This window comes from Fusibacter bizertensis, from assembly GCF_029914245.1.
GTDB lineage: Bacteria > Bacillota > Clostridia > Peptostreptococcales > Acidaminobacteraceae > Fusibacter_C > Fusibacter_C bizertensis.
Genome location: NZ_JARYZI010000006.1, coordinates 104995 through 130403, shown reverse-complemented (window position 1 = coordinate 130403; position 25409 = coordinate 104995). Strand labels below are relative to the sequence as shown.

The window sequence follows — 25409 nt, the reverse complement described above, 5'->3', positions numbered from 1 at the left end:
TAACCTCCTACTATCTAATAAAATCCACTAAGCTGGGTTGTATAACTTTAGAACCGACTGATAGTGATGCTCTATACACATTTTCAAGATTCTTAAAATACATGATAGCTTCAGCCATATCCACATCTTGAACTTTACTAAGCAAACTAGTAAATGTAATCTCATTTTCTTCAACGCGGCTTTTAATAAAATCCACTCGATTTGTTTTACCACCAATTTCACCTGCTACAGTCAGTACACGATCAAGATGTAAATCTAGTTTGTCAAGCGCTGTTTGAATAGCATTATTATCGTCGGTAGCCAGGCCTGTAATCAAGTTATCTAGATCTGTGAGCATTTCACTTTGGTTTGCAACGATAAAATCAACTGCAATTGTATGATCTTGTCCATCGTTGGTTCCGTTTAAAGTAAAGTCGATTGTACCGCCGCTAACAGCACCGACCGTAACTGTGCCCGCAGGTAAAAACGCACCATCAATCTGAGTTTGCATCTCTAATTGTAAAGCAGCTACATCACCAAGTGCTGAAAAATCTACCGAAAAAGTTTTTCTCACATCATCTACTTGTAAAACAAACTCATGTATCCCATTATCAGCAAGTACATCTGCATCAGTTACTACGCCAGAACCCGCTATAGTTGACGCCAAACCATCTGTTCCAGCTGTAACAGTATTTCCTGTTAAACCAGCCGATGCAGTCGTATCTAATATAGTCGTCCCAGCACCATAAGCTTTAGAACTAACCACTAATTTATCATTGAGATCAAAATAGATATCCGCTACATCACCTAGCTTTGCAGTTCCATTCGTTGCTGCTTTTAAAGCAGAGACCATTCGATCTTTTGTCATAGGATTAAGTGCTGAATTACCTAATTGAGATTCATCAACATTATATAAAAGTCCGCCTACATTTAAATCTAAAGTATCGCCAGTGTAATCATAATTCAAATTCACATCAGCTGTAAACTTAGATTGAGTTGCTTTTGTTGTATCGTCAGCGCTATTAATAATTTTACCATCAAAAAAATTATTGACATTTATAATACCAAACAAGTCAACCGGATGTACACCAACAGACATAACCTCACCAACAGCAACTTCATAACCAATTACAGGCTTGAGGTTATTTCTTTCCGAAGTGATGTCGATGTTATAAGTACCATCCGCATTAAATAACTTTTGATTGGTCTCAAGACCTGAAAACACGTATCGACCAGCACTGGTAGCATTGCCAGATACAATGATTTCTTTTTTCAACTCTTCAATTTCAACTTTTATTTTATTGCGATCATCAGCTGTATTGGTTCCGTTTGCAGCTTCTACAGTTAGTTCACGCATCCTTTGTAGTATATCTTTCATATTATGAAGTGAACTTTCAGAAACTTCTAACCAACCAAGAGAATCATTGATATTTTTCTTGTATTGCTGCGCTTCACGTATATCTGTTTTGTATTTTAGGACTTGTGTAATTCCCACTGGATCATCAGAAGGTCTTTGTATTTTCTTACCCGTAGATAACTCAGATTGCTTTTTTGCCATACTTATAAGGTTGTTATTAGCATTCCAAAGCATGTCTTTCACAAGCATTGTATTCGTTATTCTCATTTTTTCAACTCCTATCTACCTACTGTTCCAAGACGATTCACTACTAAATCAAGCATTTCATCAAATACATTAACCATACGCGCATTTGCGTTATATGCCGTTTGAAATTTGATCATATTTGCCATCTCTTCATCTAGAGAAACACCCATGATAGAGTCTTTTGCTGTACCATACTCATTTACTAATAAAGCTTGATTAGTTGATACTCTATTTGCCTCGGCAGCATCAACACCTAGATTTGAAACAAGCGATTTAATATAGTCCTCTGGAGCTCCCCACTCATATAGCTTGACGTTATGTCTGGTTTCAATGAGTTTTAATATGTTAGTACCATCTCCCGGAAGATCTTCTAAGTTGGTACCCGCTGCAAATTTGTTAAGGTCTTCGAGGTCTTTTGCAATCGTTATATCTGATGCTTTCATGCGATCAACGATATAATATTTATCATCAATTAATTTAACGGTTTTATCTTTATAGTCTGGATTGTTTGCTAAAACCTTGCTAATATTATCATTAATTTTATCAAGTTGTTCATCAACTGGCAAAGCGGATACACCGTCCATGACTGATGATGTAATTTCAGTTGCCGGAAGTCCATTAAGGCCCTTATTAATCAAATAATCTTTATATTCAGCAGTCGTCATATTTTTTATCGTAAACATATAATTACCAGTACTACCATCAAGCCCATAACCACCTTCATGAATTTCATTAAATGTACTGCTAAATGTATCTATAAATTCATTGAGTTTATCCACATAGTAAGGAATACCCTTTTTATCACCTGTGATATTATCTCTAACATCTCTAAGTCCAAGAAGTTTACCAGAGGTAACGTTGAGTTTGTTGCCATTCGCCCACTGGACATCCATAATCTCATCACCGTCATCTGGGTTAAGTTTTTTTTCTCTTGGCACAAGTTGAAGCGTATCACTTCTATAGTGAGCGACAAGCTGTTGACCACCTACAAGTACATAAAATCTATTTTGTTCATCTTCATAGTAATCTACATTTACAAGTTCTGATAATTTATCCACCAACACATTTCTCTGGTCACGAACGTCATTTGCAATGCCACCTTCGAGTTCAGCTTTATAAATGGTTTCATTGAGTTTAGCAATTTGATCAGCAAGAGAATTAACCTCACCTACTGCCGATTGGAATTGAAAGTTTAAATCTGACTGAAGGTCTTTTAGCATCGTAGAAATTCGTCTTGTTCCTTCTGAAAGTGCAATTGTATTTTGTCTTACTAGCGTTCTTGCTGTTAAATTTTCAGGATTTTTCTGCAAACTCTGTAAAGATTCATAATATTGATCCATTAGTTCAGCAATGCTGGAGTCAGATGGTTCATTGAATATCCCTTCAAGTTCAGTTAGAACACTTGCTCTTGCATCCCACTCACTTTTTACACTATTTTCAACTCTATATTTAAAATCTAGATAATTATCTCTAATTTGTTTAACAGCAGTAACGTCTACACCAACGCCTAAGGTTCCCATACCTCCTGGTAGTACTTGAGGCTGATACGCCTTAGTATTCATCACTTGACGCGAGTATCCCTCTGTGTTTGCATTTGCAATATTATGAGATACAATGCCAAGCGATCTTTGATTGGCAAACAATCCTGATAAAGCTGTATTTAATCCTAAAAAACCTGCTGACATAGTATCACTCCTTACATACTTTAAACACGCGCATCAAATAGATTCTTGCGTTCATTTTCTTCATTTCCAGCTCTTTTGCCATAGATCCCACTATCTTCACCAGTTTGTGCTAAAAGACCTATATTAAAGTTTATAAGTTCCAATTTATCTTCTAATAACCTACCGTTAAATTTTGTTTCTTCAGTTACATTTTTAATAATAACCATTAACTTACTTTTAGACTCAAGGATCTTCTGACGTTCATCAGATTTTAATAACTGAGCAAGTTGAGTGACATTTTCAACAAAGTCTAACTTTTCATCTCTCATGATTTTATCGACAACTTTTTCTCGGATTTCTTCTAGTTTAAATAAAGTAACGACAAGCCCCTGTTCTTCACTGACCATCGCTTCTAATTTATCGATGTCTTGAGCTTTGATTACTTCACGTTTTGACTTGGCAAGTTCCAGTAAATCACTATAAATTTCTGTTTCTTTATCTAATGTTTGCACCAACTGCTCAACACTTTTAGTCATAGAGCACACTCCTATATAGAATCTTTGCGACCTAATAAATTAATAACCGGACATTATGTCCGGTATATTGACGGGGGATAAGAAATCGGCGATTAAATTTTTTTCGCTTCAATTCCGGAAAATAATTTGTCTACTATATCTTCAGCTGATGGTTTATAATTCCCAGATGCCATTAACTGTTTTAATTCATCGAGTTTTTCCGTTCTAACTTCTGGCAAGTCTGTAAGTGCTTTTCTAGCAACTTGGATGTCTCTAGCTGCGCTAGAAATTTCAACTTTATCGCTACTTTGAACCACTTTATCAGGTGTCTCTGTTTTCTTGACACTTTTCCCATATGTTTTAAGTACATTTTGAATATTCATTTGATTTGTAATTTTCATAAAAAACACCCCCACATTGCCGATTTCTCTAATAGGTATATCGGCACATATGGGGGTAAGTTTAGCCCTAATTTTATTATTTTTTTCGATCTTGATCTTTTATATGCATCCCAGCTTTGTGTTTGTGTTCTTCTTTCTCACCTATACCAGATTTTAGCCCATCTGCTAACTCTCTGACACATCTAGCACAAAACCTACCACCTTCAATTGGCGCTTCACATCGCTCACAAAATGATATATTGGCATGATCCCCGAGTACGATTCTACCTTCTCTAATCCATTTTAAGATAGATTCCGAACTGACATTGGTACCATTGCTGACATCTTTCACACTAGAGGCAGGATTGTCATATATATATTCTCGAACGCGGTTAAACTCATCATCAACATCATCATTACATCTAGAACAAAGCGTTGCACCATCAACAGAAGAAAAAACACGATTACACTTTTTACAATTTTTAAGCGAACTCATTCTATCATTTTCTGCCATAATATCCTCCTTAGTTTTAGACGCCTCTTGCAACGGTTATACAATTTATTTGATCACATCCGGCTTCGTAAAGCGCTTTTGAACATGCGTCAAGTGTGGCGCCTGTTGTATATATATCGTCAACCAATAGTATTTTCTGACCTTTAACTCTATTTTTTTTGTATCTTTTTACTATTATAGCATTTTCAAGCATTGCTTTCCTAGACGCTTTATTCAGATTTTTCAGTTTTTTTGTATGTCTTGTTCTCACAAGTAGTTCTTCAGGGGGATTAGCATTAAGTGTTTTTGCTAAATAAAAGGCAATTCTCTCCGCTTGATTGTAACCACGCATCATTCTTCTGGTTAAATGAATAGGAACTGGAACAATTATATCAAAATCTAATAACGCCTCATCTTTTTCTATCATCATAGCGAGTTGTTCACCAAAAAACTGTGCTTGGTAAATTTGTTTTTTATATTTTAGTCCCATTATTGCCATTTTTAGATGCCCCGAATATTCACCAAAAGATCTATGCTTTGAGAAAAAAGTGAATTTTTCTTGGCATTCTTTACACTTGAAATAGTAATCAGCATGCTGTGCATATGCTATCTCAATTGTTCTGCCACACTTCATACATTGATGTCCGTCTAATCTAACAATTTCATCTACACAATGCTCACATAAAGCGCTTGTATTATGAGGAGGCAATTCTTCCTCGCAGAAATAACAAGTTAATCTCCTTGGAAATATTAAATCTAGACATTGTATAATCACTGATTTAATGGTCATAAATTATTCACCGCCAAAGTCTAAGTTATCATTGAAATTTCGTTTTGTAAGAGCTATAGTTCATCGTTAAGTGCCTCAGAAAAAAATTCTAGTTTTTTTAGAAGACCGCTATTTCTTTTCATTTCGTGTGTTCTACGAATCATCTCTGATAAAGCACGTTTTTCACCCACCAAGACTAACAACTCTCTTGCCCTGGTAATTGCTGTATAAAGAATATTTCGGCTCATTAACATCGGTGGTATAAATGCCATTGGCATAATGATCGCTTTAAACTCACTGCCTTGACTCTTGTGAACGGTGATTGCATAGGCAAGTACGAGCTCATCAACTGTAGGATAGTCATATATAACTTCTCGTTCTTGGTCAAATACAACGACAACGATACGCTCAGATTCGTTAATCTGGGTGATAAAACCTATATCACCATTGAATACACCCTTGCCTTCTTCTGCATATTTCGTCGTCCATTCTAGATTATAGTTATTTTTGATCTGCATTACTTTATCGCCTTCACGAAATTTCTTTTTCCCAAAGGTGCGTTCAACTTTTTTCTTTGATGCTGGATTTACAACTTCTTGAAGCATATCATTTAATACTTCTACCCCCACTCCAGAACCTTTTACTGGAGAGAGTACTTGTATATCCTCCATCGGATTTAAGTTATAGTAACTTGGAAGCCTATCAATTACAAGATTTTTAATCTCTCTCACAATCTCATCAGCTTTAGGGCGATTGATAAAGAAAAAATCTTTGTCTGCTTTGTTAAGTACAGGCATTTCTCCTTTGTTAATCATATGCGCATTGACAGCAATCAGCGAAGCTTCGCTCTGCCTATAAATTTCGGTCAATCTACTAGAAGTAATCCATGAACACATCAGCAAATCTTTAAGTACACTTCCAGGTCCAACAGATGGCAATTGGTCCGCATCACCAACTAAGATAAGATGAGTACCTAGTTCTACAGCATCCAACAGCCTATACATCAACACAATATCAACCATGGATATTTCATCGATGATTAATACATCTGTTTTAATAGGGTTTTCCGAATTTTTCTGAAAAATATTTTCACCCTGAAATTCTAACAAACGATGAATTGTTTTGGATTCGCGTTGAGTTGTTTCTGTCATACGTTTAGCTGCCCTACCTGTAGGAGCAGCCAACAATACTTTTTTATCTTGCGATTCAAAAGCTTCAATAATTGCATTAATTATAGTTGTTTTGCCTGTTCCGGGTCCACCCGTTATGACAAAAACGCCACTTTCTAGCGATGCCAGAACAGCTTCTCTTTGCTTAGCTGCTAGTAGAATACCTCTATTTTCTTGAAATTCATCTATAAATTGGTCCATGTCAGAAAATCTGATATCCTCTATGTGATGCATTAACTGATATAATTTAGATGCGACTTGTTGTTCTGCATAATAAAGACTTGGGTGATATATGCCCACTTTTTCTTCCGGTAATCTTTCAATATTAAGTTGCCCATTCATTACCATTGATCCAATCTCATCTACAATTTCTTCAGTTTTCACTTGTAATTCTTGACTTGCAAGTTTAACAAGATGCGCTTGCTCAGCATAAGTATTTCCGTTTGAAGCTTCTTTATTCAGCAAGAAAGTCAATCCAGATGCAATTCGAAATGGCGAGTGAAAATTTACGCCCATTTTCATAGCAATTTGATCTGCTTGTTTAAATCCAACACCTACAAGTTCATCTGCCAAAACATATGGGTTGGCTTCAACTCTTTTAATAGATTCATGACCAAACCTTTTATAAATTTTCATCGCTAGATTAATAGAAATCCCCAACCCTTGAAAATACATGATTAAATCTCTAAGTTCATACTGCTCTTTATAAGAGAGCACTATTTGCTCTAATTTTTTCGGTCCAATTCCTGGGATTGCCAGTAACTTCTCGGGTGAATTTTGAAGGACCTCCAGAGAATCAGCTCCAAAAGATTCTATGAGTAGTCCTGCAGTAGTGTCACCTATGCCCTTAATTATACCTGAAGCTAAATATCGAAAAACTTCATCTTCGTCTGTTGGTTTGATGTGCTCGGCATATCTGACGTTTAACTGTTCACCATAGAAATTATGGATCTCTATCTTTCCTGTTACACGCAGTCTATCCCCTTCTCTTAAAAAGGGGATGCTGCCTTTTATGCAAATGCTATCATCATAAATATCGAAAATCGCAATTACATAACCATTATCTTCATTATAATATATGATATCGTCGACGATTCCTTCGTAGGTTTCGTCATCACCTAATACATTTTTCATATCTACCTCAATCAGAACTTATGTTCATAGTTTAGCATATATTGGAAGTGAATCAAAGACCTTCTGCTAGGACATAAAAAAATGAGAGTAGTCTCAAAACCTTTAAAAGGCATGAAACATACTCTCATATTATTTTATACTTATTAAAATTTATGCACCAAAAGCTTCTTTTCTTAAAATCTCAGCTTTGTCTGTTTTTTCCCATGGGAGTTCAATATCAGTTCTTCCAAAGTGACCATAAGCTGCAGTTTGTCTGTAGATTGGTCTTCTAAGATCAAGATCTCTGATAATAGCACCTGGTCTTAAATCAAAGTGTTTTTCAACTAGATCTTCAATTAAATCAACCGCAATTTTATTCGTTCCAAAAGTTTCAACCAAAATTGAAACAGGATGAGCAACACCAATAGCATAAGCTAGTTCAAGTTCACATTTAGTTGCAAGACCTGCAGCTACTATATTTTTTGCAACATATCTTGCAGCATAAGCAGCAGAACGGTCCACTTTTGTAGGATCTTTTCCTGAGAACGCACCGCCGCCGTGTCTAGAGTAACCACCGTAAGTATCTACGATAATTTTTCTGCCTGTTAAGCCAGCATCTCCTTGTGGTCCACCGATTACAAATCTACCTGTTGGATTAACAAGAATTCTTGTATCAACGAACAACTCTGAAGGGATAATTGGTTTGATAACATGCTCTATGAGATCAGCTTCTATTTGCTCTCTTTTCACTTTTGCACTATGTTGAGTAGATATTAAAACCGTGTCAATTCTACATGGTCTTCCATTTTCATCGTACTCTACAGTAACTTGTGTCTTACCATCAGGTCTAAGGTAAGGTAAAGTGCCATCTTTTCTTACATCTGAAAGTCTCTTAGCAAGTTTGTGTGCAAGAGAGATTGGAAGTGGCATTAACTCTTCAGTTTCATCACAAGCAAAACCAAACATGATGCCTTGATCTCCTGCGCCTACCGCTTCAACTTCGTCATTCATACTGCCGTCTTTGCTCTCAAGCGCTTGGTCAACACCTAATGCAATATCGTCAGATTGTTTATCAATTGCGACTAAAACACCACAAGTATCACCATCAAAACCATATTTTGCTCTTGTATAACCAATTTCTTTAATTGTTTGTCTTACAATGCCTTGGATATCCACGTAGCAATCAGTCGTGATTTCACCAGCAATTAGCACCAACCCTGTTGTGACAGAGGTTTCACACGCAACTCTCGCTGTAGGATCTTGAGAGAAAATTGCATCTAAAATTGAATCAGAGATTTGGTCACAGATCTTATCTGGGTGACCTTCAGTTACAGACTCAGAAGTAAATAATCTTTTTCTTGACATTTAATACACCTCCATTGATATAGTGCTGCTAAAGCAGCGGAATCCATTTATCATATTTGATGATTCATAGGCATAAAAAAAACCTCTTCGCAAGAAGAGGGTGTGTTTATTACAATCTCATCTTCCAGGTATCCGTACTACCCGTAGGATTTAGCACCGTGTATAACCGGTTGCTGGACTTCATAGGGCCTATTCCCTCCATCTCTCTTGATAAGGATTACTATTAAATTTACTTGACTATAGTATCATATGATTTTAAGAATTACAATAATTTTGTTATAAATAAATCGAAATAATTATGATACAATATTGACACATCTACCATTTAGGCATAAACTATTTTTGATATTGGTCGATATTATATATGAGTAGTCACATACATATTGGAGGCAATTATGAATTATGTTGAACGTCTCGCACTTGAAATAGAATCTAGAAAAACACAGCTACGTACTCTTCGGGCTAAAAATGCAACTTTTGCCTGTAGTGAAGTTGAGCGCGAAATAGAAATGTTAAAATCTGAACTTAAACGTTATCGTGAATATGAAACACATAAAACACATCATATCTACGCAAAAAATGAGAATTAATATTCTCAAAAACAAAATCTAGCTTTCTTATGTTTATCACATATAGAAACGCTAGATTTTTTAATGTTGAGATAGATAATCAAATATTGTCTCGTAATTACTATTAATATAATCATACATCACCGGATCATCCGTTTTCAGTTCACATACAAACTGAAGACTCTCATTATAAGCTTGATTAGCAACTAACGTTTCGTCAATTGCTTCGATATTCTCTTTAACAAATGAAGAAATCAACATATGTCCAGATCTAGAGAAAAAGTACATTGCATAAATATCGCCATTGAGGTAATACGGATTTTGTGAGACGTGGTTGTTGTTAGCATTAAACTCAATATATAAATTGCCTTGATAATAGGTTTGCTTCATCATTTCCGGATTATTCTCAGCAAATCTTCTTTCAAAAAACTCATCATTTAATTGCGAAACTAGTATAAATTCTGGTTTGTTTAGATTAAATGCCGCTTCTATGCTAGACATGACAAGTTCATCTAGTTGTTTGCAACTTAATATTAAATGTGTGCCTTTTTCCACGTCTATTTCATAAAGTAATAGTTTATACTTATGTTCAAAATCAATTAGTGCTTCAACCTTATATTTTTCAACCATTTCATCTTCTGAAAGTAAAGTAGATGTATTTTTAATCAAAGTATAAGGTGCATCTAGAACATCTAAAACCATTAAACATTCATCATATTTCATCAAGGCAACTGCAGAATGTAGATCCTTACCAATCATGCGCATCACTAGATAATTAATTGCATGATATGCGTTTAAAATCTTAGGATTAATACGGTGGAAAAGTTCAATAATTTCAACTTTTTCTAGATCTGATTTCCAGTTCAAAAAAGTGTCTAAATAGGTGTCAAAATCAACATGCGCTTCAATACTGTTGGGTTCAACTTCATGGGCAGTTTTTAAAAGGTAAACCATCTCTCTAAATGAAATATCTACAAACTTCCCTCCTAATCCACCTGTTACCGCTAAGATTAAGGCTTTAAGTTCGCTCTCTGTTGGTAATGTTAAATGATAAAAACCATCTATACCATAAACTTCATAGTCTAAATGAAAAATCTGAGCGATTTCTCGCTCAGCTTCATCCATCCAATTGACAACAACGCCTACAACACCCATTAGGCGTGTATCCGTTGCTTTTGCATTTATAAATCTAAGTTTTGAAGATTTTATATCTTTCATTAAGCCAACACCTTTTCAATCATCAGCGTCTTAAAGTACTCTAGTTTCTGTTTAGCTTTATCATATTCATCATCACATATTGAAAAATAAACTTTAAGTTTTGGTTCTGTTCCTGAAGGTCTTAACACCATCCAAGAATGGTTATCAAAATAGAATTTTAACACATCTGATTTTGGTAATCCTGTTTCATCTAGTAAATAGTCGATTTTTTCTTCATACTGGAATATATCTTCAGATTGTGTTCTGAATTTATTCATGATTTCTTTCATCAACGAACCACCTTCTTTTCCTTCGAAACTCTTCGAAATAGTTTCATCAACAAAATAGCCATGTCTTCTATATATATTATCTAAAAGCTGACTTAATGAAATGCCTTGCTTTTTATAATATTCAGCCATTTCAATCGCCATTAAGGTTCCCATGACAGCATCTTTATCTCTTACATGGGGATCAAACAAATAGCCATAACTTTCTTCATACCCCATCACAAAATGAAATTGATCGAGTTCAATTTGTTCTCCGATGAATTTAAATCCTGTAAGTGTTTTTTTAGTTGCAACACCGTAGAACTCTGCTTGCGCTTTCGCCAAATCTGAAGATACAATGGTGTTCACTATATAATGTGATTTGGTAAGGCCTGTTTTAGAAGAAAGAACATACTCGACAAAAAGTGAACCCACTTGGTTACCATTTAGCGCTTTAAACCTGTTACCGTCTTTTATCATGATACCAATTCGATCACAATCCGGATCAGTAGCTATAATTAAATCTGCATCAAATTTTTCTGCTGTCTTGAGGGCTTGTTCAAATGCTTCTACTGACTCTGGATTTGGTTGCTTACAAGTTGGGAATTCTCCATCTGGTGCCATTTGTTCTTCAACTGGAATCAGATTTGAAAAAGACATTTCTTTTAAAACTCTTGAAATCGTATGACCACCTGTTCCATGCAAAGGCGTATAAACAACTTTGAGGTTTGAAGATTTTAAAAGTTCAGGTCTAATTGATACTTTTTTTACCATCTCAATATAAGGTAAATCAACTTCTTCGTTGATGATTTTTAACAATTTAGCTTGAACAGCTTCTTTTCTGCCCATGGTTTTTACCATACTAAAATCAGTGATTTTCTCAACATGATCAACTAAAGCATCTGCAAGATGAGGAACCAACTGACAGCCAGTTTCATCATATACTTTATAGCCATTGTACTCAGGTGGATTATGGCTTGCAGTTACCATTACACCGCCCATACAATTAAGTTCTCTAACAGCAAAAGAAAGCTCTGGCGTTGTTCTCACTTCATCAAAGAGGTAAGCCATTATGCCATTGGCTGCCATAACTTTAGCCGTTTCAAGTGCGAACTCATATGATTTTCTTCGAGAATCATACGCGATAACCACAGACTGATCTACTTTATTACCTAGTGATTTCTGCTTTCTTTCCAGTAGAAAGTTCACAAATCCTTGAGTTGCTTTTCTAATGATATATTCATTGATTCTATTTCTACCAGCACCAATGATGCCCCTCATTCCAGCCGTGCCAAATTCAAGGTCTTTATAGAATCTATCTTCAATCTCTAAAGGTTGATTTTTAATCGATGCCAGTTCAGCTCTAAATGCCTCATCAAAATACTCATTATTTAGCCACTGAATATAATGTTCTTGTGCGTTCATCGTAATACTCCTTTCACATGCGTGATCATAACTTCTCACAATTTTATCATATATTATAAAGAAATTCCAGTATCCCTAAGTCCTTGTAATACTAAGTAATAGAAGTGAATTAATAATTCGTTTTTAAATTTTTGAGGAAAAAAGATGACACCTTTACTAGGCAAAGCGGCTATTAGCATTTTTGCAATTTCATCCTGTATTCCTTTATAACTTTTTAACTCACTGCTATAGTGTGCATTTACTTTCTGAGTTAACTGATCAAACGTCATAATTTCAAAGCGATTAATTTTAGCTTGTTCAGCTAAGAATTCATAATAACTTAAGATCACATATGCATATCCTTTTGTTTTATCAACTTTTAGCAGTTCACTCATCAAAGGCAGTATTTCTTCAAACAACATCCGATATGTGCCCCTATCACTACCTAAAAAAGTAGCAATTTGGTGTAAAACCACTTTAGGTATTTTTAGAAGTTTCTCCAAAACAACTTCTTCTGTTACCAGTTCATCTATATAATACCGACTCCCTTTTAATGCCTTAAATACTCTAAGCGTATCAAAATATCCCAGTCTCATATTATACTTTGCTTTTTCAATATCAATTTCAAGTACTTTTCCTAAATCTTCAGATGGTTCTATATAGATGACCTTATCTCTATCTTTTTTGCTGATCTTACGAATTCGGCCTATTCCAAAAACGCGTATCGCAATAACTTCATCACACCCTCTATCTAGTAACATGTTAATAGGTAGATTATCATAGAATGCGCCATCAAGCATCCGTTTATTATCTAGTTTTTCATCTTTGAAGGCAGGTAAATTTGCCGATGCAATCATATAATCATGTAGTTTACCAACAGGAATATCTTCGATAAATTTTTCTACTGGTTTCAAATCAGTTAAAGAGACAGATACTAGTCCGTAAGCGATATTAGAAGCTCTAACCTCATCTTCATCAACAAAGCGTTTTAAACTTTGCTTAAGTGGTGATACATCTAGGCCGCCTTGTTTAAAAGTTTCACTTAAAAATTTCTTGATTTTCGTAGAATCTGAAGGAAATTCAAAATTCATAAGTGCCATCAAAGCTTCGGAATCGCCCTTGATTATATCAGACATCTCAGTTGATAACCATATCTTTTCTAATTTTTCTAACTGATTGGTTGCAAGTAAAGCACCATTAAGTGCGCCTATTGAAGCACCTGCAACTGCATGATATTCTACACCTAGTTCTTTTAAGGCTTTCATCGCGCCAACATGAAATGCACCTTTTGCGCCGCCCCCCTCTAAAGCTATCCCTCTCATGATGCCTCCTTTTACTTATCGATTTTATCCTAATCATCACAATTTATTATGTACCCATTATATCATTTTTTATCTTATCAAAAAAATAAAACCAGCTTTAAAAGCTGGTTACTGATTACTATTAAAGTAGATTATATTAGTCCTATCCCTTAATATCTAGGCTTGATACACTACTATTATTCCCTATAGAAGCTTGTGTTTCTTCTGTATTTTCACTGTCGTTTTCAGGTGTTGAAGCACTATATACCTTAAGCATATTATTATAAATCATATCTGCCAGTCCCAATCCACCTGTTTTACTGATACTCTTCGACATTTCTTCATCTAGCATGCCTTCAAAAGTCGTGCGTGCTTGGCTCTTTTCAACTAGTCCACCATCTTGTATGGTCTTTCTCATTTCTTTAAATAAAGTATTGATGAAATAGGCTTCAAATTCTTGACTCGCTTCTTTAAGTTTGGTTAAATCCTTATCGTTTGCAGCTTGTTCAAGTTTATCTTTAAATGAATCTACTTCGCCCGCTTCTTTCTCTTGAGACACTGATGTCTGATAGGTATTGCTAATCATATTACTGTCTATTTTCACGGTAGCAATCCTCCTTATCTATCTGAAACTTTCAAATCAAAAGCTTCTTCTTATATTAACGCTTCAAGTTATTCGCAATTTCTAGCATACGATCTGCTGTCTGAATCGACTTTGAGTTGATTTCATAAGCACGCTCTGCAGTGATTAAATTGATCATCTCATCAACGATCTGCACATTTGAGTTTTCAATAAAACCCTGCCATACTTCAGTTTTATCACCCTCTTGAATCCCTTCAATCGCCACACCAGAAGCAGAAGTTTCTTTAAATAAGTTTTTTCCCACCGCTTCAAGTCCAGATGGATTAACAAACTTACTGAGAGACATTTGACCAATATCTTCATATTCCTCAGCACCATCTCTTTTGACACGTACAAATCCTTGACTATCAACACTAATTTCAGATACGTTTTCGCCTAAAACTATATTTCCATCAATACCTTGAACGTAGTATCCATCAGATGTCACTAGTTCTGCGCCTGCTTCAGTTGTCGCAACTTTAAAGCTACCATCCTTTGTATATCTAGTATTCCCATTATTATCAATTACTTTAAAAAAATGATCCCCATTAATTGCGAAATCCGTTGGATTTTCTGTTTGCTGTAAGTTCCCCGTTGTGAAGCTTCTCAGTGTTGCTGAAACCATAACACCATGACCTATCTCAATAGGTACTGGTCTTCCCTCATCAACTAACTTCTCACTTGAATCCAATCTTTCATACATAATATCCTTAAACTCAACACGTTGGTTTTTAAAACCAGCTGTATTTACATTGGCAAGGTTATTTGAAATGGTATCAATTTTTAACTGAAGGTTTTTCATACCTGATGCAGCTGACCACATTGCTTTCATAATTTAGCCTCCTAGACTCTACCAAGTTCAGTTACACATTTACCAATCATATCATCAATTGTTGTAATAACCTTTTGGCTTGTTTCATAGTTTCTATTCATTTCAATTAGAGAAATCATCTCAGTAACCGCATCAGTGTTAGATTGTTCACGATACCCCTGAACTATTTCGCCTTCAAATTCTATTCGTTCACCTGTCATATTGGGTTGTTCTAAATAATAACTCGTGCCCACTTTGTATATATCACCAACATTTGAAAATGCCGTCATTTTAATTTTATCTGTAATTTCACCATCTTGAATCACTTCTCCGAATTCATTGACAGCAAAATTGCTTCCGTTAATTGTTATCGGTCCATCGAGTCCGAGTAACTTTGCGCCATTTAAATCAACTAATTCATTGGCATTATTGATTGTGAATACGCCATCTCTAGTATAATAATCACCTTTGCTGGTGCTTACAGAGAAAAAACCTTCTCCTCTAATTGCCAAATCAAATGGACTATTTGTCGCCTCTAGCTGCCCTTGATCGTAATCAGTCATTACATAATAGCCTTTAATTCCTGCACTAATTGTCCCTACATCATTGGGATTAATACTCATAAGTAACTGATCTTTAACCGTTCCACCAACAAGTATATTGCCAGCTTCATCTAGTGTATACTCATCTTCGCCTATATTTATAGGGCCGTTTTTACCAATCACTAAGTCTCCTTTAAGATTGTCAAAAGTGCCACCAATGTTTTTCTTTATAGTTCTAAGGTAACCATCAGTATCTTTAAAGAAAATTAGACTTTTACTATAGTTGATGCCATTTTCAGTCTGAACTCTAAAATAACCATTATCTGTAGTAGCAGTAATTTCCTCGCCAGACTGTGTCTGTGTAACTTTACCGCTTCCAGATTCAATTGGGTACATTGAGCCGTTGATTCGGGTTAACAATCTCGCATTAAAAGATTCCACTTGAACACGGTCTTTCTTAAACCCTGTAGTGTTTACATTTGCCAGGTTATTTCCGATGACATCCATTTTATTGATATTGGTGATCATACTTGATGCACCGATATAAAGTCCTTTTACCATAGTAGCCTCCAAATTTCGTTCACAAAGTTTATCGGATGTTTCTTCAAAATACTTTAGCTTTTATATCCTCGATTTGATAATTGTTAAATAGTAAACTATCAGATATTCCTATAGCTCAAACGCTTGATTTTGCTGCGTTTCGATTGACCTTTAACTGCTGATGTGGTATATTTTAAGTGGTTAAAATACCATACCCTTTATTAATTTCAATTTCCTCATTTTTGGAATGACCGTCCGTACGTGTCATTCCGCTTTTTTTATATCAGTGTTTACAACGCTTTCAGCTTAAAATGATGCTGAAATTTTTTTTGCAAAAAAAACACCTTTAAGTTGAAAAAAGATTGTTTGTATAATAACAAACCATCTTTTCCAAGCTAAAAGCGTTATATTTTTTTATACTTTTTTAGATTTGCCATTCTGATCTCAGCATTCTAAAATCAATCCGATCATGAAGTTCACCATCAAGCGCCATACTTTTAATTCTATAAGACTCTCTTATCATATTATTTTTCTCAAGTACAGCAATGCTTCCTAAATTTAAGCTACTACAGCTTGCTTCAATCTTGATAACAGATAAAGTATTGAATATATAATCAATAACTCGACCAATCGCCTCAGTTACTATGCCTTGATGCCAATAAGATTGTCCAATAAAATAACCCAAATTAACTACAGCTCCCTCTTCTGTGTGGTGTAACACACTAAATCCGATTTCTCCGATATAGTCGCCATTGAGTTGATCGGTAATGGCAAAGTAGAATTTCTTGCGTTTTTCTAGTTTAGATTCAATAATTGATTCATATAGCATCCGCTTTGCCTCATCTTTATCATCCGAATAGGAATCGGGCATCCACTTCATCACATCTTTGTCAGTGATTAACGCATAAAATGATTCAAAATCCGATTCTATGTAGTCCCGTATCAATAACCTTTCAGAATAAAGTATGACCATATCATTCCTCCATTTATCAAATTCAACTCAATTATTGAACGAAACAAATATGTCAAAGCATAGTTCATATTGCTACGAAAAGTAATCCGAGTCTACCATATTATAACATCAATTATTTTATAATGTAAACTTACTCAAATCGCAAACTTATATCAAGCGCTTTTACCGAATGTGTTAGCCCCCCTATTGAAATGACATCCACCCCTGTACCTGCAACCGCGTGTAACCTATCTAATTTCATGTTCCCGCTAGCTTCTAAAGTACAGTTACTTTGGTTAAGTCTTACACACTCTTTCATATCTTCTAAAGTCATATTATCAAGCATGACAATATCTGCTTTTGCATTCATCGCTTCCAAAAATTCACTTACACTTTCCACTTCAATTTCTACTTTAAGTGTGTGCGGCGCATGGCTTTTTACACGCTTAATCGCTTCTGAAATACTCCCGCAGGCTTTAATATGATTGTCTTTTATGAGTACACCATCTGATAAGTTAAAGCGATGATTAAAACCACCACCCGCCCTTACCGCTATCTTATCAAGTATCCTAAGTCCAGGTGCAGTTTTTCTTGTGTCTACGATTTTTACTTTAGTATTTTGAACTTCTTTCACGCATGCATTTGTAAGCGTGGCTATTCCACACATCCTTTGTAGTATATTAAGTGCAGTTCTCTCACCATACAAAATCCCCTTTGTCGAACCCTCTATTTCTGCAATAACTTGACCTTTTGTTATAGATTCCCCCTCTTTCAAAGCGCTACTCACAACAATAGAATCATCGATTACTTTAAAGACATCTTTAAAAACATCTATACCTGATAAAATGCCCTCTTCTTTTGCGATTAATCTTGCACGAGAACGTTCTTGATTGTCAAATAACCATTCAGAAGTCACATCATACGTCTCTTTATCTTCTTTTAGAGCTTTAAGAATTATATCTTTTACTTTCAAATTATCATTCATCCTCTTTCTCCTGTAACGCTTGAGTTAACATTTCATTCATCACAATAAGCGCATTGTTACGTTTAATATCCTCTATATTAATACTTACAAACTCTTCAGGTTCATCAATTATAGCTTGAATTTCTTTTTTCATTCTCATTATTTCGGGATAATTTTTTACGATTCCCATATTCTCATCCATCCAGACTGATAGTGTTCTTAGTTCAACTTGATAGTGTGGTATTTGTTTTGATGTAGTTGAATGAATTTGAATCACTTTTTCGTGACTAGATTTCATTCTGCTAATTTCCTTTGCTGTTATTTTTGAGAAAACCAATGCTTCTAATAAAGAATTACTTGCAAGGCGATTTTTGCCATGCACTTTGGTACTTGCACATTCACCAACAGCATAAACACCATCAATATTTGTTTTTCCAAATGGATCTACCGCAATTCCTCCCATTGAATAATGTGCACCTGGTGCAACAGGGATTAAATCATAGTCAAGGTTTATTCCTCTTTCCCTACAATACTTATAAATGGTAGGAAATCTTTTTTCCATTTTAGTGTTACCAATATGCCTTACATCGAGCCATACATTGGGTTCAGATTGCTTTGATAACTCATTTAAAATTGCACTAGATACAACATCTCTCGGTGCAAGTTCCAATAATGAGTGATATTTGCGCATAAAACGCTCTCTTTTTTCGTTGAGCAGCAGCGCGCTATCACCCCTAACTGCTTCAGAAATTAAAAACCCCTCTTGATCACCTTTTAAGTTAAAAAAAACTGTTGGATGAAACTGAATTAGTGGTAATTGACGCGTTACAATACCTTGTTTAATTGCCATTGCAATGCCATCCCCATTTACGGTTTTGTTATTGCTCGTTCTATGGTATAAATGTCCCATACCGCCAGTTGCATATACTAATGTTAATGAACTTAAAACCACAAGTTCATCACAGTATATTCCATAAACATGACTAGCATTTGTAGGACTTGAAACTACTTCATATGCAAAAAATTGGTTGATTATGTGGATGTTTTCTCTGTTTCTAGCCACTTGCCACAAAGACTCCATTACCGCTTTACCCGTATAGTCTCCGATTCTAAGAATTCTTGGTAACCGGTGGGCACCTTCCATTCCTAACATATAACTTTGATCGTCATGATGGTCAAAGACAACCCCTAAAGATTCAAGATTTTGAACCTCTAAAGTGGCATTCATTGTCATTTTTCTCAAAGCGTCAGGGTCAGATTCGTAATGTCCACAACTCATGGTATCTTCATAATGCCACTGCCAAGAATCAAGTGGCGAAATCGCTGCAGCGATTCCTCCTTGAGCTAAATAACTATTGGTATCCTCTATATGGCCTTCCGCAATTAGTGCAACTTTTAATGAAACATCCAAATTTAAGGCACAATAAATGCCCGCTAGACCACAACCAATAATAATAACATCATATTGCAGATCTTCTTTCATCTTTACGACCTTTCAATCATATCAAAAATTGCTTTTCTTGCATTAACAGCTACTTTTTCGTCAACTTCAATCTCACCGTACTCCTCTTTAAGCGATAAAAGTACATCTGACAAACGTGTCCTTTTCATATTTTTACAAACCATTGACGCGTCCATTATATAGAATTTTTTATCAGGAAGCGCAACAGATAAAGAATCAACAACACCTTGTTCAGTTCCAATTATAAAAGTGTGTTCCTCACTTGTTTCACATGCTTTAATAATCTGAGCTGTACTACCAATGAAGTCTGCAAACTCCAAAACTTCTGGACGACATTCAGGATGAACATATAATTTCGCATTAGGATATTTTAGACGAACACTTTCCACATCGAACTTACTCACACGATGATGTGTCGGGCAAAATCCTCTCCATAAATGAATTGTCTTATCTGGACAAAGACTGCTTACATACGCACCCAAATTTTGATCAGGTACAAATATGATTTCTTTTGCATCTATACTATTCACAATTTTCACTGCATTTGATGAAGTGCAACAAATATCACTAATAGACTTAACCTCAGCTGAAGAATTTACATATGAGACAACTTTTGCTTCTGGAAATTCAGCTTTCATCTCTTCGAGTTTCTCTCGCGTCACCATATCAGCCATAGGACATCCCGCCTCGATATTTGGTAAAAAAATACGTTTCTCTGGTGACAGTATTTTAGCGGATTCTGCCATGAAATGTACACCACAAAAAACCACATAATTAGCGTCAATATTTGCTGCTATTTTAGACAGTTCAAGTGAGTCACCAACGTAATCTGAGATCTCCTTTACCGCCATACTTTGATAATGATGCGCCAAAATAACTGCGTTTTTTTCGCTTTTTAATTTTAGTATTTCTTCTTTTATGTTCTTAAAATCTTGTTCCATATTCACCTCAACCCTTAGTGTATATACAGTTGTATTGTCACAAAACCAACCTCACTATAACATAGCTAGCTAAATAATTCAACCACTATGAGTTTTTAATAGTCTGACAAAATCTCAAGTCTTACTTTGTTAAAGAATGATCGCATTATAGGCAAAAAAAATAAGTTAGCACAACTGAAAAATTCAATTGCAACTAACTTATTGGATTTATTATGATCATTACCTATTAATCTTCTTAAAGGTATTTTTTCCTTGCAGATGTCATCATATTTTTTTCTAAAATGTCCAAATGTTCTAAACTCATACCCGTACCTTTAGCTACACAGCTTACAGCATCATCTGCAATATAAGTCGGAATTCCTGTTCTTTTCTCAATTAGCTTGTTGAGACCGTGTAATAAGGAACCACCACCTGTCATCACAATACCTCTTGAACTGATATCAGAAGCTAACTCTGGAGGTGTTTTTTCAAGGACTGAATGAACAGCATCTGCTACAGCGTTTACTACTTCTTGAAGTGCTTCAAGCATTTCTTCACTTGAAATAGATATATTTTTTGGAAGTCCAGTGATTAAATCTCTACCACGGCAATCCATCTTGATTGCTTTTGTTCTTGGATATGCTGTACCCACATTGATTTTTAGCTCTTCTGCTGTTCTCTCACCAATTAACAAATTGTGCTTTTTACGCATATATTTGATTATAGACTCATCAAATTTATCTCCAGCAACTTTAATTGATGCACTCACGACAATGCCGCCAAGTGAAATCACAGCTATATCAGATGTACCACCACCGATGTCAATGACCATATTACCATCGGGCTTAGTAATATCAAGACCAGCTCCGATAGCTGCAGCAATAGGTTCTTCTATTAGAAAAGTCTTTCCACCACCAGCTTCCATCGTTGCATCTAACACTGCACGTTTTTCAACTTCAGTTACACCACTAGGCACACAAATGATAATTTTAGGTTTGAAAAGTCTTCTTTTTCCACATGTTTTATTGATAAAATATCTTAGCATTCTCTCAGTAACATCATAATCTGAGATTACACCATCTTTAAGGGGTCTAATAGCAATGATATTTCCAGGTGTTCTACCAAGCATTTTTCTTGCTTCATTTCCTACAGCAAGTACTCTATCCGTATTTTTATCAATTGCTACTACCGAAGGTTCTCTTAAGACGATGCCTTTACCTTTTATGTACACCAAAACACTGGCAGTACCCAAATCTATTCCAATTTCTGCACCAACACCAAAAATGCCCATCCTAGTTCCACCTTCCATAACTATAGTCTACTACAATTCATCATCAACTTTTGGATATGATTAATCTTCTATTCTCCTAATTCTCGCACCTAAACTGACCAAATCTTTCTCGATTTGTGGATAGCCACGATCTATATGGTATATTTCATCGATTTCAGTGGTGCCATCAGCAATAAGTCCAGAAAGTACCAGTGCTGCACCTGCGCGTAAGTCAGTTGCTTTTACTTGCGCACCTTGTAATACTTTAACACCTTGAATTACGGCACTATGGCCTTCAATTTTTACATTTGCGCCCATACGGTTAATCTCTGCGACATGCCTAAAACGATTTTCAAAGACAGTCTCTGTAATCACACTCGTGCCTTCAGATACTGCTAAAAGTGCCATAAACTGTGCTTGAACATCAGTTGGAAAACCAGGATACGGTAGTGTCATCAAGTCAACAGCCTTAATTGGACCAGTAGTATATACTCTAATTCTATCATCATCATCTTCTACAGTAACACCCATTTCTCTAAGTTTTGCAGTTATAGGCTTAACGTGACTTGATACAACATTTTCGATGGTAATATCACCTTGAGTAAGTGCCGCAGCAACCATATATGTTGCAGCGATAATTCTATCAGGAATTGTCTGATGACGTGTACCCTTAAGAGATTCAACTCCTACAACACGAATTGTATCTGTTCCAGCACCTTTTACATTGGCCCCCATTTCATTTAGAAAATTAGCTAGATCTATAATCTCAGGTTCTTTCGCTGCATTTTGAATTAAAGTCTGTCCCTTAGCCATCGTCGCTGCCATCATGATATTCTCTGTTGCACCAACGCTAGGAAAATCGAGATATACTTCACTTCCAACTAAACCATTTTCAGCTTTTGCTTCTATATAACCATGACCAAGTGTCACTTCTGCGCCAAGCGCTTGAAATCCTTTTAAATGTAAATCAATTGGTCTTGCACCAATATCACAACCACCAGGCATGGATACTTTTGCAATACGTTTTTTCGCAAGTAATGGACCCATCACTAAAAAAGACGCTCTCATCTTCTGAATTAATTCATAAGGCGCCTCACATTTAAGTTCCTTAGCAGGGTGAATCTCTAAAATTTCTTTTTCACGATCGTAGTCCACAGATAAACCAAGTGCTTCTAGTAAAGTGATCATAACCTCCACATCAAGTAACTCTGGAACGCTCTCAATTGTACATGTATCTTCAGCCAATATAGATGCTGCCATTAGTTTTAAAACAGAGTTTTTTGCCCCTTTTATTTTAACCGAACCTCTTAGTGGTTCGCTTTTTTCTACAAGTAACTTAGCCAATAGTATCCTCCTATTCGTGAATGAAAAAAATGTGATACTCTATATAAAGTAATTGCATTATTCACAACTCAATTTAGTAAACCGGTTTAAACAGTTTATAGTCATTTATTATTATATATAAAAAAAAGGGCACTATCTATACTTTTTTGTTTTTTTTAAAGTTTATTTGAGATTTTTTTATTAAATTTCCTTTACATTTGCACTTTTTCCATCAAACTGGGTCTTTTTTGATCCTGCGGGAGGATGTTTGTCCTTACAGCCTTTGTTTTTCACTAAAAAAAATGAGAGCTACATCTGTAACTCTCATCTTTATAGTCGATATATGGAATACTAATAAAACGATCCCTTAGTTATGATTAACGTACTTCTCTAAGTTTGATACGATTAATCGCACGTTCAAGTGCAGCTCTCGCTCTCACTAAGTCAGTTCCTTTTTCAGGACCTTCTTGGATACGTGTCTCAGCACGACGCTTCGCTTCAAGTGCACGCTCCATGTCAATTTCGTCAACCCATTCTGCCGAATCGACAACAACAGTAACATGATCTCCACTTACAGTTAGAAATCCTGCTGAACATGCAGCCCATTTGAAAGTTTGATCTTCCATTCGAACACGCATACTACCAATTCGAAGAGGTGCAACCAGAGGTTCGTGGTCATATAAAATTCCGATGTCGCCTTCTGTTGTTTTGACAATCACCATATCCGTTTCTTCTTCAAAGAAAACACGATCAGGTGTAACAACATCAAGCTTGAATTTTTTGCCCATCAGTTCACCCCCTATTGCTCTTTACTTTTTTTATACTTTTCAACAACGTCATCAATACCACCACAGAATAAGAAGAACTGTTCTGGGATGTCATCATGTAGCCCGTCAAGTATTTCTCTGAAGCTTCTTACAGTTTCTTTTACAGGAACATATACACCTTTGAAACCAGTAAATTGTTCAGCTACGTTAAACGGTTGTGAAAGGAATCTTTGGATTTTTCTAGCACGGCTTACGACAAGCTTGTCTACATCAGATAATTCATCCATACCTAAGATAGCGATGATATCTTGAAGCTCATTGTATCTTTGAAGAATTTCTTGCACTTCACGCGCAACTGCATAGTGCTCATTACCAACGACATCTGGCGTTAAAATTCTAGAAGTAGAATCTAGCGGGTCAACCGCAGGATAGATTCCAAGCTCTGAAATTTTTCTCGATAAAACAGTCGTTGCATCAAGATGCGAGAATGTCGTTGCTGGTGCCGGGTCAGTTAAGTCATCCGCTGGTACATAAACGGCTTGAACAGATGTGATTGAACCTTTAGTTGTTGAAGTGATTCTCTCTTGAAGTGCTCCCATATCTGTAGCAAGCGTTGGTTGGTAACCAACCGCACTTGGCATACGTCCAAGAAGTGCAGAAACCTCAGAACCAGCTTGAGTAAATCTAAAGATATTATCAATGAACAAAAGAACGTCTTTTCCTTCTTGATCACGGAAGTATTCAGCCATTGTTAGTCCAGTTAAAGCAACACGCATCCTTGCTCCAGGTGGCTCATTCATTTGACCGAATACAAGTGTTGTCTTGTCAATAACGCCTGATTCTTTCATCTCATGGTAAAGGTCATTACCCTCTCTAGTACGCTCGCCAACACCGGCAAATACAGAGAGACCACCATGGTTCGTTGCAATGTTGTTAATAAGTTCCTGAATAATAACTGTTTTACCAACACCTGCACCACCGAAAAGACCAACTTTACCACCTTTAGAATATGGTGCTATCAAGTCAACAACTTTTATACCAGTTTCTAGCATCTCAGCACTTGTGCCTTGTTCTATAAAAACTGGTGCTTCTCTATGAATCGGCCAAAATTCAGCCTCTGATTTTTCAATTTGTCCTTGCTCATCTATGGTTTCACCAAGGACGTTTATGAGTCTGCCTAGCGTCGGTTTTCCGACTGGGACAGAGATAGGTGCGCCTGTAGATACTGCGTCAATTCCTCTTATCAATCCATCTGTTGAACTCATTGCTATCGTTCTTACAGTATTGTCACCAGTATGTTGCATAACTTCAGCGACAACATGAATATCATTAAAATCAATTGTTACAGCATCATGAATATTAGGAAGCTGGTCCGCTTCAAATCTAATATCGAGTACAGGTCCAATGATTTGCACGATTTTTCCAATCGTTTGATCCATACTCTTCCAC

General features: G+C 35.9%; 23 protein-coding genes and 1 riboswitch. Of the genes, 1 reads left to right on the top strand and 22 read right to left on the bottom strand.

Translation table 11 applies throughout. The features are described from left to right. Positions 1-10: 10 nt before the first annotated feature. The 8 genes from flgL to metK form a co-directional block, all read right to left on the bottom strand. The gene (gene flgL / locus QE109_RS10500; RefSeq protein WP_281094431.1) at positions 11-1603 is read right to left on the bottom strand and encodes a flagellar hook-associated protein FlgL; all 1593 of its coding nucleotides are present in this window, start codon (positions 1601-1603) and stop codon (positions 11-13) included. 11 nt (positions 1604-1614) lie between these two features. Beyond that, a complete protein-coding gene (gene flgK / locus QE109_RS10495; protein ID WP_281094430.1) occupies positions 1615-3267 on the bottom strand; it encodes a flagellar hook-associated protein FlgK in 1653 nt (550 codons plus the stop codon). Positions 3268-3287: 20 nt separating this feature from the next. Then, the gene (locus QE109_RS10490) at positions 3288-3782 is read right to left on the bottom strand and encodes a flagellar protein FlgN (protein ID WP_281094429.1); all 495 of its coding nucleotides are present in this window, start codon (positions 3780-3782) and stop codon (positions 3288-3290) included. A gap of 92 nt (positions 3783-3874) precedes the next feature. Then, positions 3875-4162 carry a flagellar biosynthesis anti-sigma factor FlgM gene (flgM, locus tag QE109_RS10485; protein ID WP_281094428.1) on the bottom strand — a complete coding sequence of 96 codons (288 nt, stop codon included), beginning with the start codon at positions 4160-4162 and terminating at the stop codon, positions 3875-3877. A 76-nt stretch (positions 4163-4238) separates the two neighbouring features. Further along, a complete protein-coding gene (locus tag QE109_RS10480; protein WP_281094427.1) occupies positions 4239-4655 on the bottom strand; it encodes a MerR family transcriptional regulator in 417 nt (138 codons plus the stop codon). A 16-nt stretch (positions 4656-4671) separates the two neighbouring features. Then, positions 4672-5424 (bottom strand): ComF family protein, encoded by a 753-nt coding sequence (locus QE109_RS10475; protein ID WP_281094426.1) that lies wholly within the window; start codon positions 5422-5424, stop codon positions 4672-4674. A 53-nt stretch (positions 5425-5477) separates the two neighbouring features. After that, entirely contained in the window at positions 5478-7706 is a 2229-nt protein-coding gene (recD2, locus tag QE109_RS10470; RefSeq protein ID WP_281094425.1) for an SF1B family DNA helicase RecD2, read from the bottom strand. 150 nt (positions 7707-7856) lie between these two features. Further along, complete coding sequence (gene metK / locus QE109_RS10465; protein WP_281094424.1) at positions 7857-9050, bottom strand: methionine adenosyltransferase; 1194 nt, start codon at positions 9048-9050, stop codon at positions 7857-7859. A gap of 114 nt (positions 9051-9164) precedes the next feature. Further along, positions 9165-9267: riboswitch (SAM riboswitch) on the bottom strand. 178 nt (positions 9268-9445) lie between these two features. On the opposite strand from metK, the gene QE109_RS10460 reads away from it, so the two are divergent. Beyond that, positions 9446-9640 carry a hypothetical protein gene (locus QE109_RS10460; protein WP_281094423.1) on the top strand — a complete coding sequence of 65 codons (195 nt, stop codon included), beginning with the start codon at positions 9446-9448 and terminating at the stop codon, positions 9638-9640. Positions 9641-9700: 60 nt separating this feature from the next. Here the strand turns inward: QE109_RS10460 and QE109_RS10455 are convergent, their stop codons facing one another. From QE109_RS10455 to atpD, 14 genes are all read right to left on the bottom strand, one after another. Beyond that, positions 9701-10837, bottom strand: a complete 1137-nt coding sequence (locus tag QE109_RS10455) for a hypothetical protein (RefSeq protein WP_281094422.1) — start codon at positions 10835-10837, stop codon at positions 9701-9703. Next, positions 10837-12507, bottom strand: coding sequence for a phospho-sugar mutase (locus QE109_RS10450; protein ID WP_281094421.1), 1671 nt, complete (start codon positions 12505-12507; stop codon positions 10837-10839). Before QE109_RS10450 ends, QE109_RS10455 begins: the two co-directional genes overlap by 1 nt. A gap of 53 nt (positions 12508-12560) precedes the next feature. Then, positions 12561-13808: a patatin-like phospholipase family protein gene (locus tag QE109_RS10445; protein WP_281094420.1), complete on the bottom strand. Its 1248-nt coding sequence runs from the start codon at positions 13806-13808 to the stop codon at positions 12561-12563. A gap of 142 nt (positions 13809-13950) precedes the next feature. After that, positions 13951-14391 (bottom strand): rod-binding protein, encoded by a 441-nt coding sequence (locus QE109_RS10440; RefSeq protein ID WP_281094419.1) that lies wholly within the window; start codon positions 14389-14391, stop codon positions 13951-13953. A 55-nt stretch (positions 14392-14446) separates the two neighbouring features. Then, positions 14447-15241, bottom strand: a complete 795-nt coding sequence (gene flgG / locus QE109_RS10435; RefSeq protein WP_281094418.1) for a flagellar basal-body rod protein FlgG — start codon at positions 15239-15241, stop codon at positions 14447-14449. Between the two features lie 11 nt (positions 15242-15252). Then, the gene (locus QE109_RS10430; RefSeq protein WP_281094417.1) at positions 15253-16323 is read right to left on the bottom strand and encodes a flagellar hook-basal body protein; all 1071 of its coding nucleotides are present in this window, start codon (positions 16321-16323) and stop codon (positions 15253-15255) included. Positions 16324-16726: 403 nt separating this feature from the next. Next, on the bottom strand, positions 16727-17275 hold the full coding sequence (locus QE109_RS10425) for a GNAT family N-acetyltransferase (protein ID WP_281094416.1): 549 nt from the start codon (positions 17273-17275) through the stop codon (positions 16727-16729). Between the two features lie 130 nt (positions 17276-17405). Then, the gene (gene nadC / locus QE109_RS10420) at positions 17406-18239 is read right to left on the bottom strand and encodes a carboxylating nicotinate-nucleotide diphosphorylase (protein ID WP_281094415.1); all 834 of its coding nucleotides are present in this window, start codon (positions 18237-18239) and stop codon (positions 17406-17408) included. Then, a complete protein-coding gene (locus QE109_RS10415) occupies positions 18232-19701 on the bottom strand; it encodes an L-aspartate oxidase (protein WP_281094414.1) in 1470 nt (489 codons plus the stop codon). Before QE109_RS10415 ends, nadC begins: the two co-directional genes overlap by 8 nt. A gap of 2 nt (positions 19702-19703) precedes the next feature. After that, the gene (gene nadA, locus QE109_RS10410; protein ID WP_281094413.1) at positions 19704-20621 is read right to left on the bottom strand and encodes a quinolinate synthase NadA; all 918 of its coding nucleotides are present in this window, start codon (positions 20619-20621) and stop codon (positions 19704-19706) included. A gap of 235 nt (positions 20622-20856) precedes the next feature. Then, positions 20857-21891, bottom strand: a complete 1035-nt coding sequence (mreB, locus tag QE109_RS10405; protein ID WP_342637129.1) for a rod shape-determining protein — start codon at positions 21889-21891, stop codon at positions 20857-20859. A gap of 60 nt (positions 21892-21951) precedes the next feature. Continuing rightward, complete coding sequence (gene murA / locus QE109_RS10400) at positions 21952-23214, bottom strand: UDP-N-acetylglucosamine 1-carboxyvinyltransferase (protein ID WP_281094412.1); 1263 nt, start codon at positions 23212-23214, stop codon at positions 21952-21954. Positions 23215-23570: 356 nt separating this feature from the next. Beyond that, positions 23571-23981 carry a F0F1 ATP synthase subunit epsilon gene (locus QE109_RS10395; protein WP_281094411.1) on the bottom strand — a complete coding sequence of 137 codons (411 nt, stop codon included), beginning with the start codon at positions 23979-23981 and terminating at the stop codon, positions 23571-23573. An 11-nt stretch (positions 23982-23992) separates the two neighbouring features. Then, positions 23993-25399 (bottom strand): F0F1 ATP synthase subunit beta, encoded by a 1407-nt coding sequence (atpD, locus tag QE109_RS10390; RefSeq protein WP_281094410.1) that lies wholly within the window; start codon positions 25397-25399, stop codon positions 23993-23995. Positions 25400-25409 lie beyond the last annotated feature (10 nt).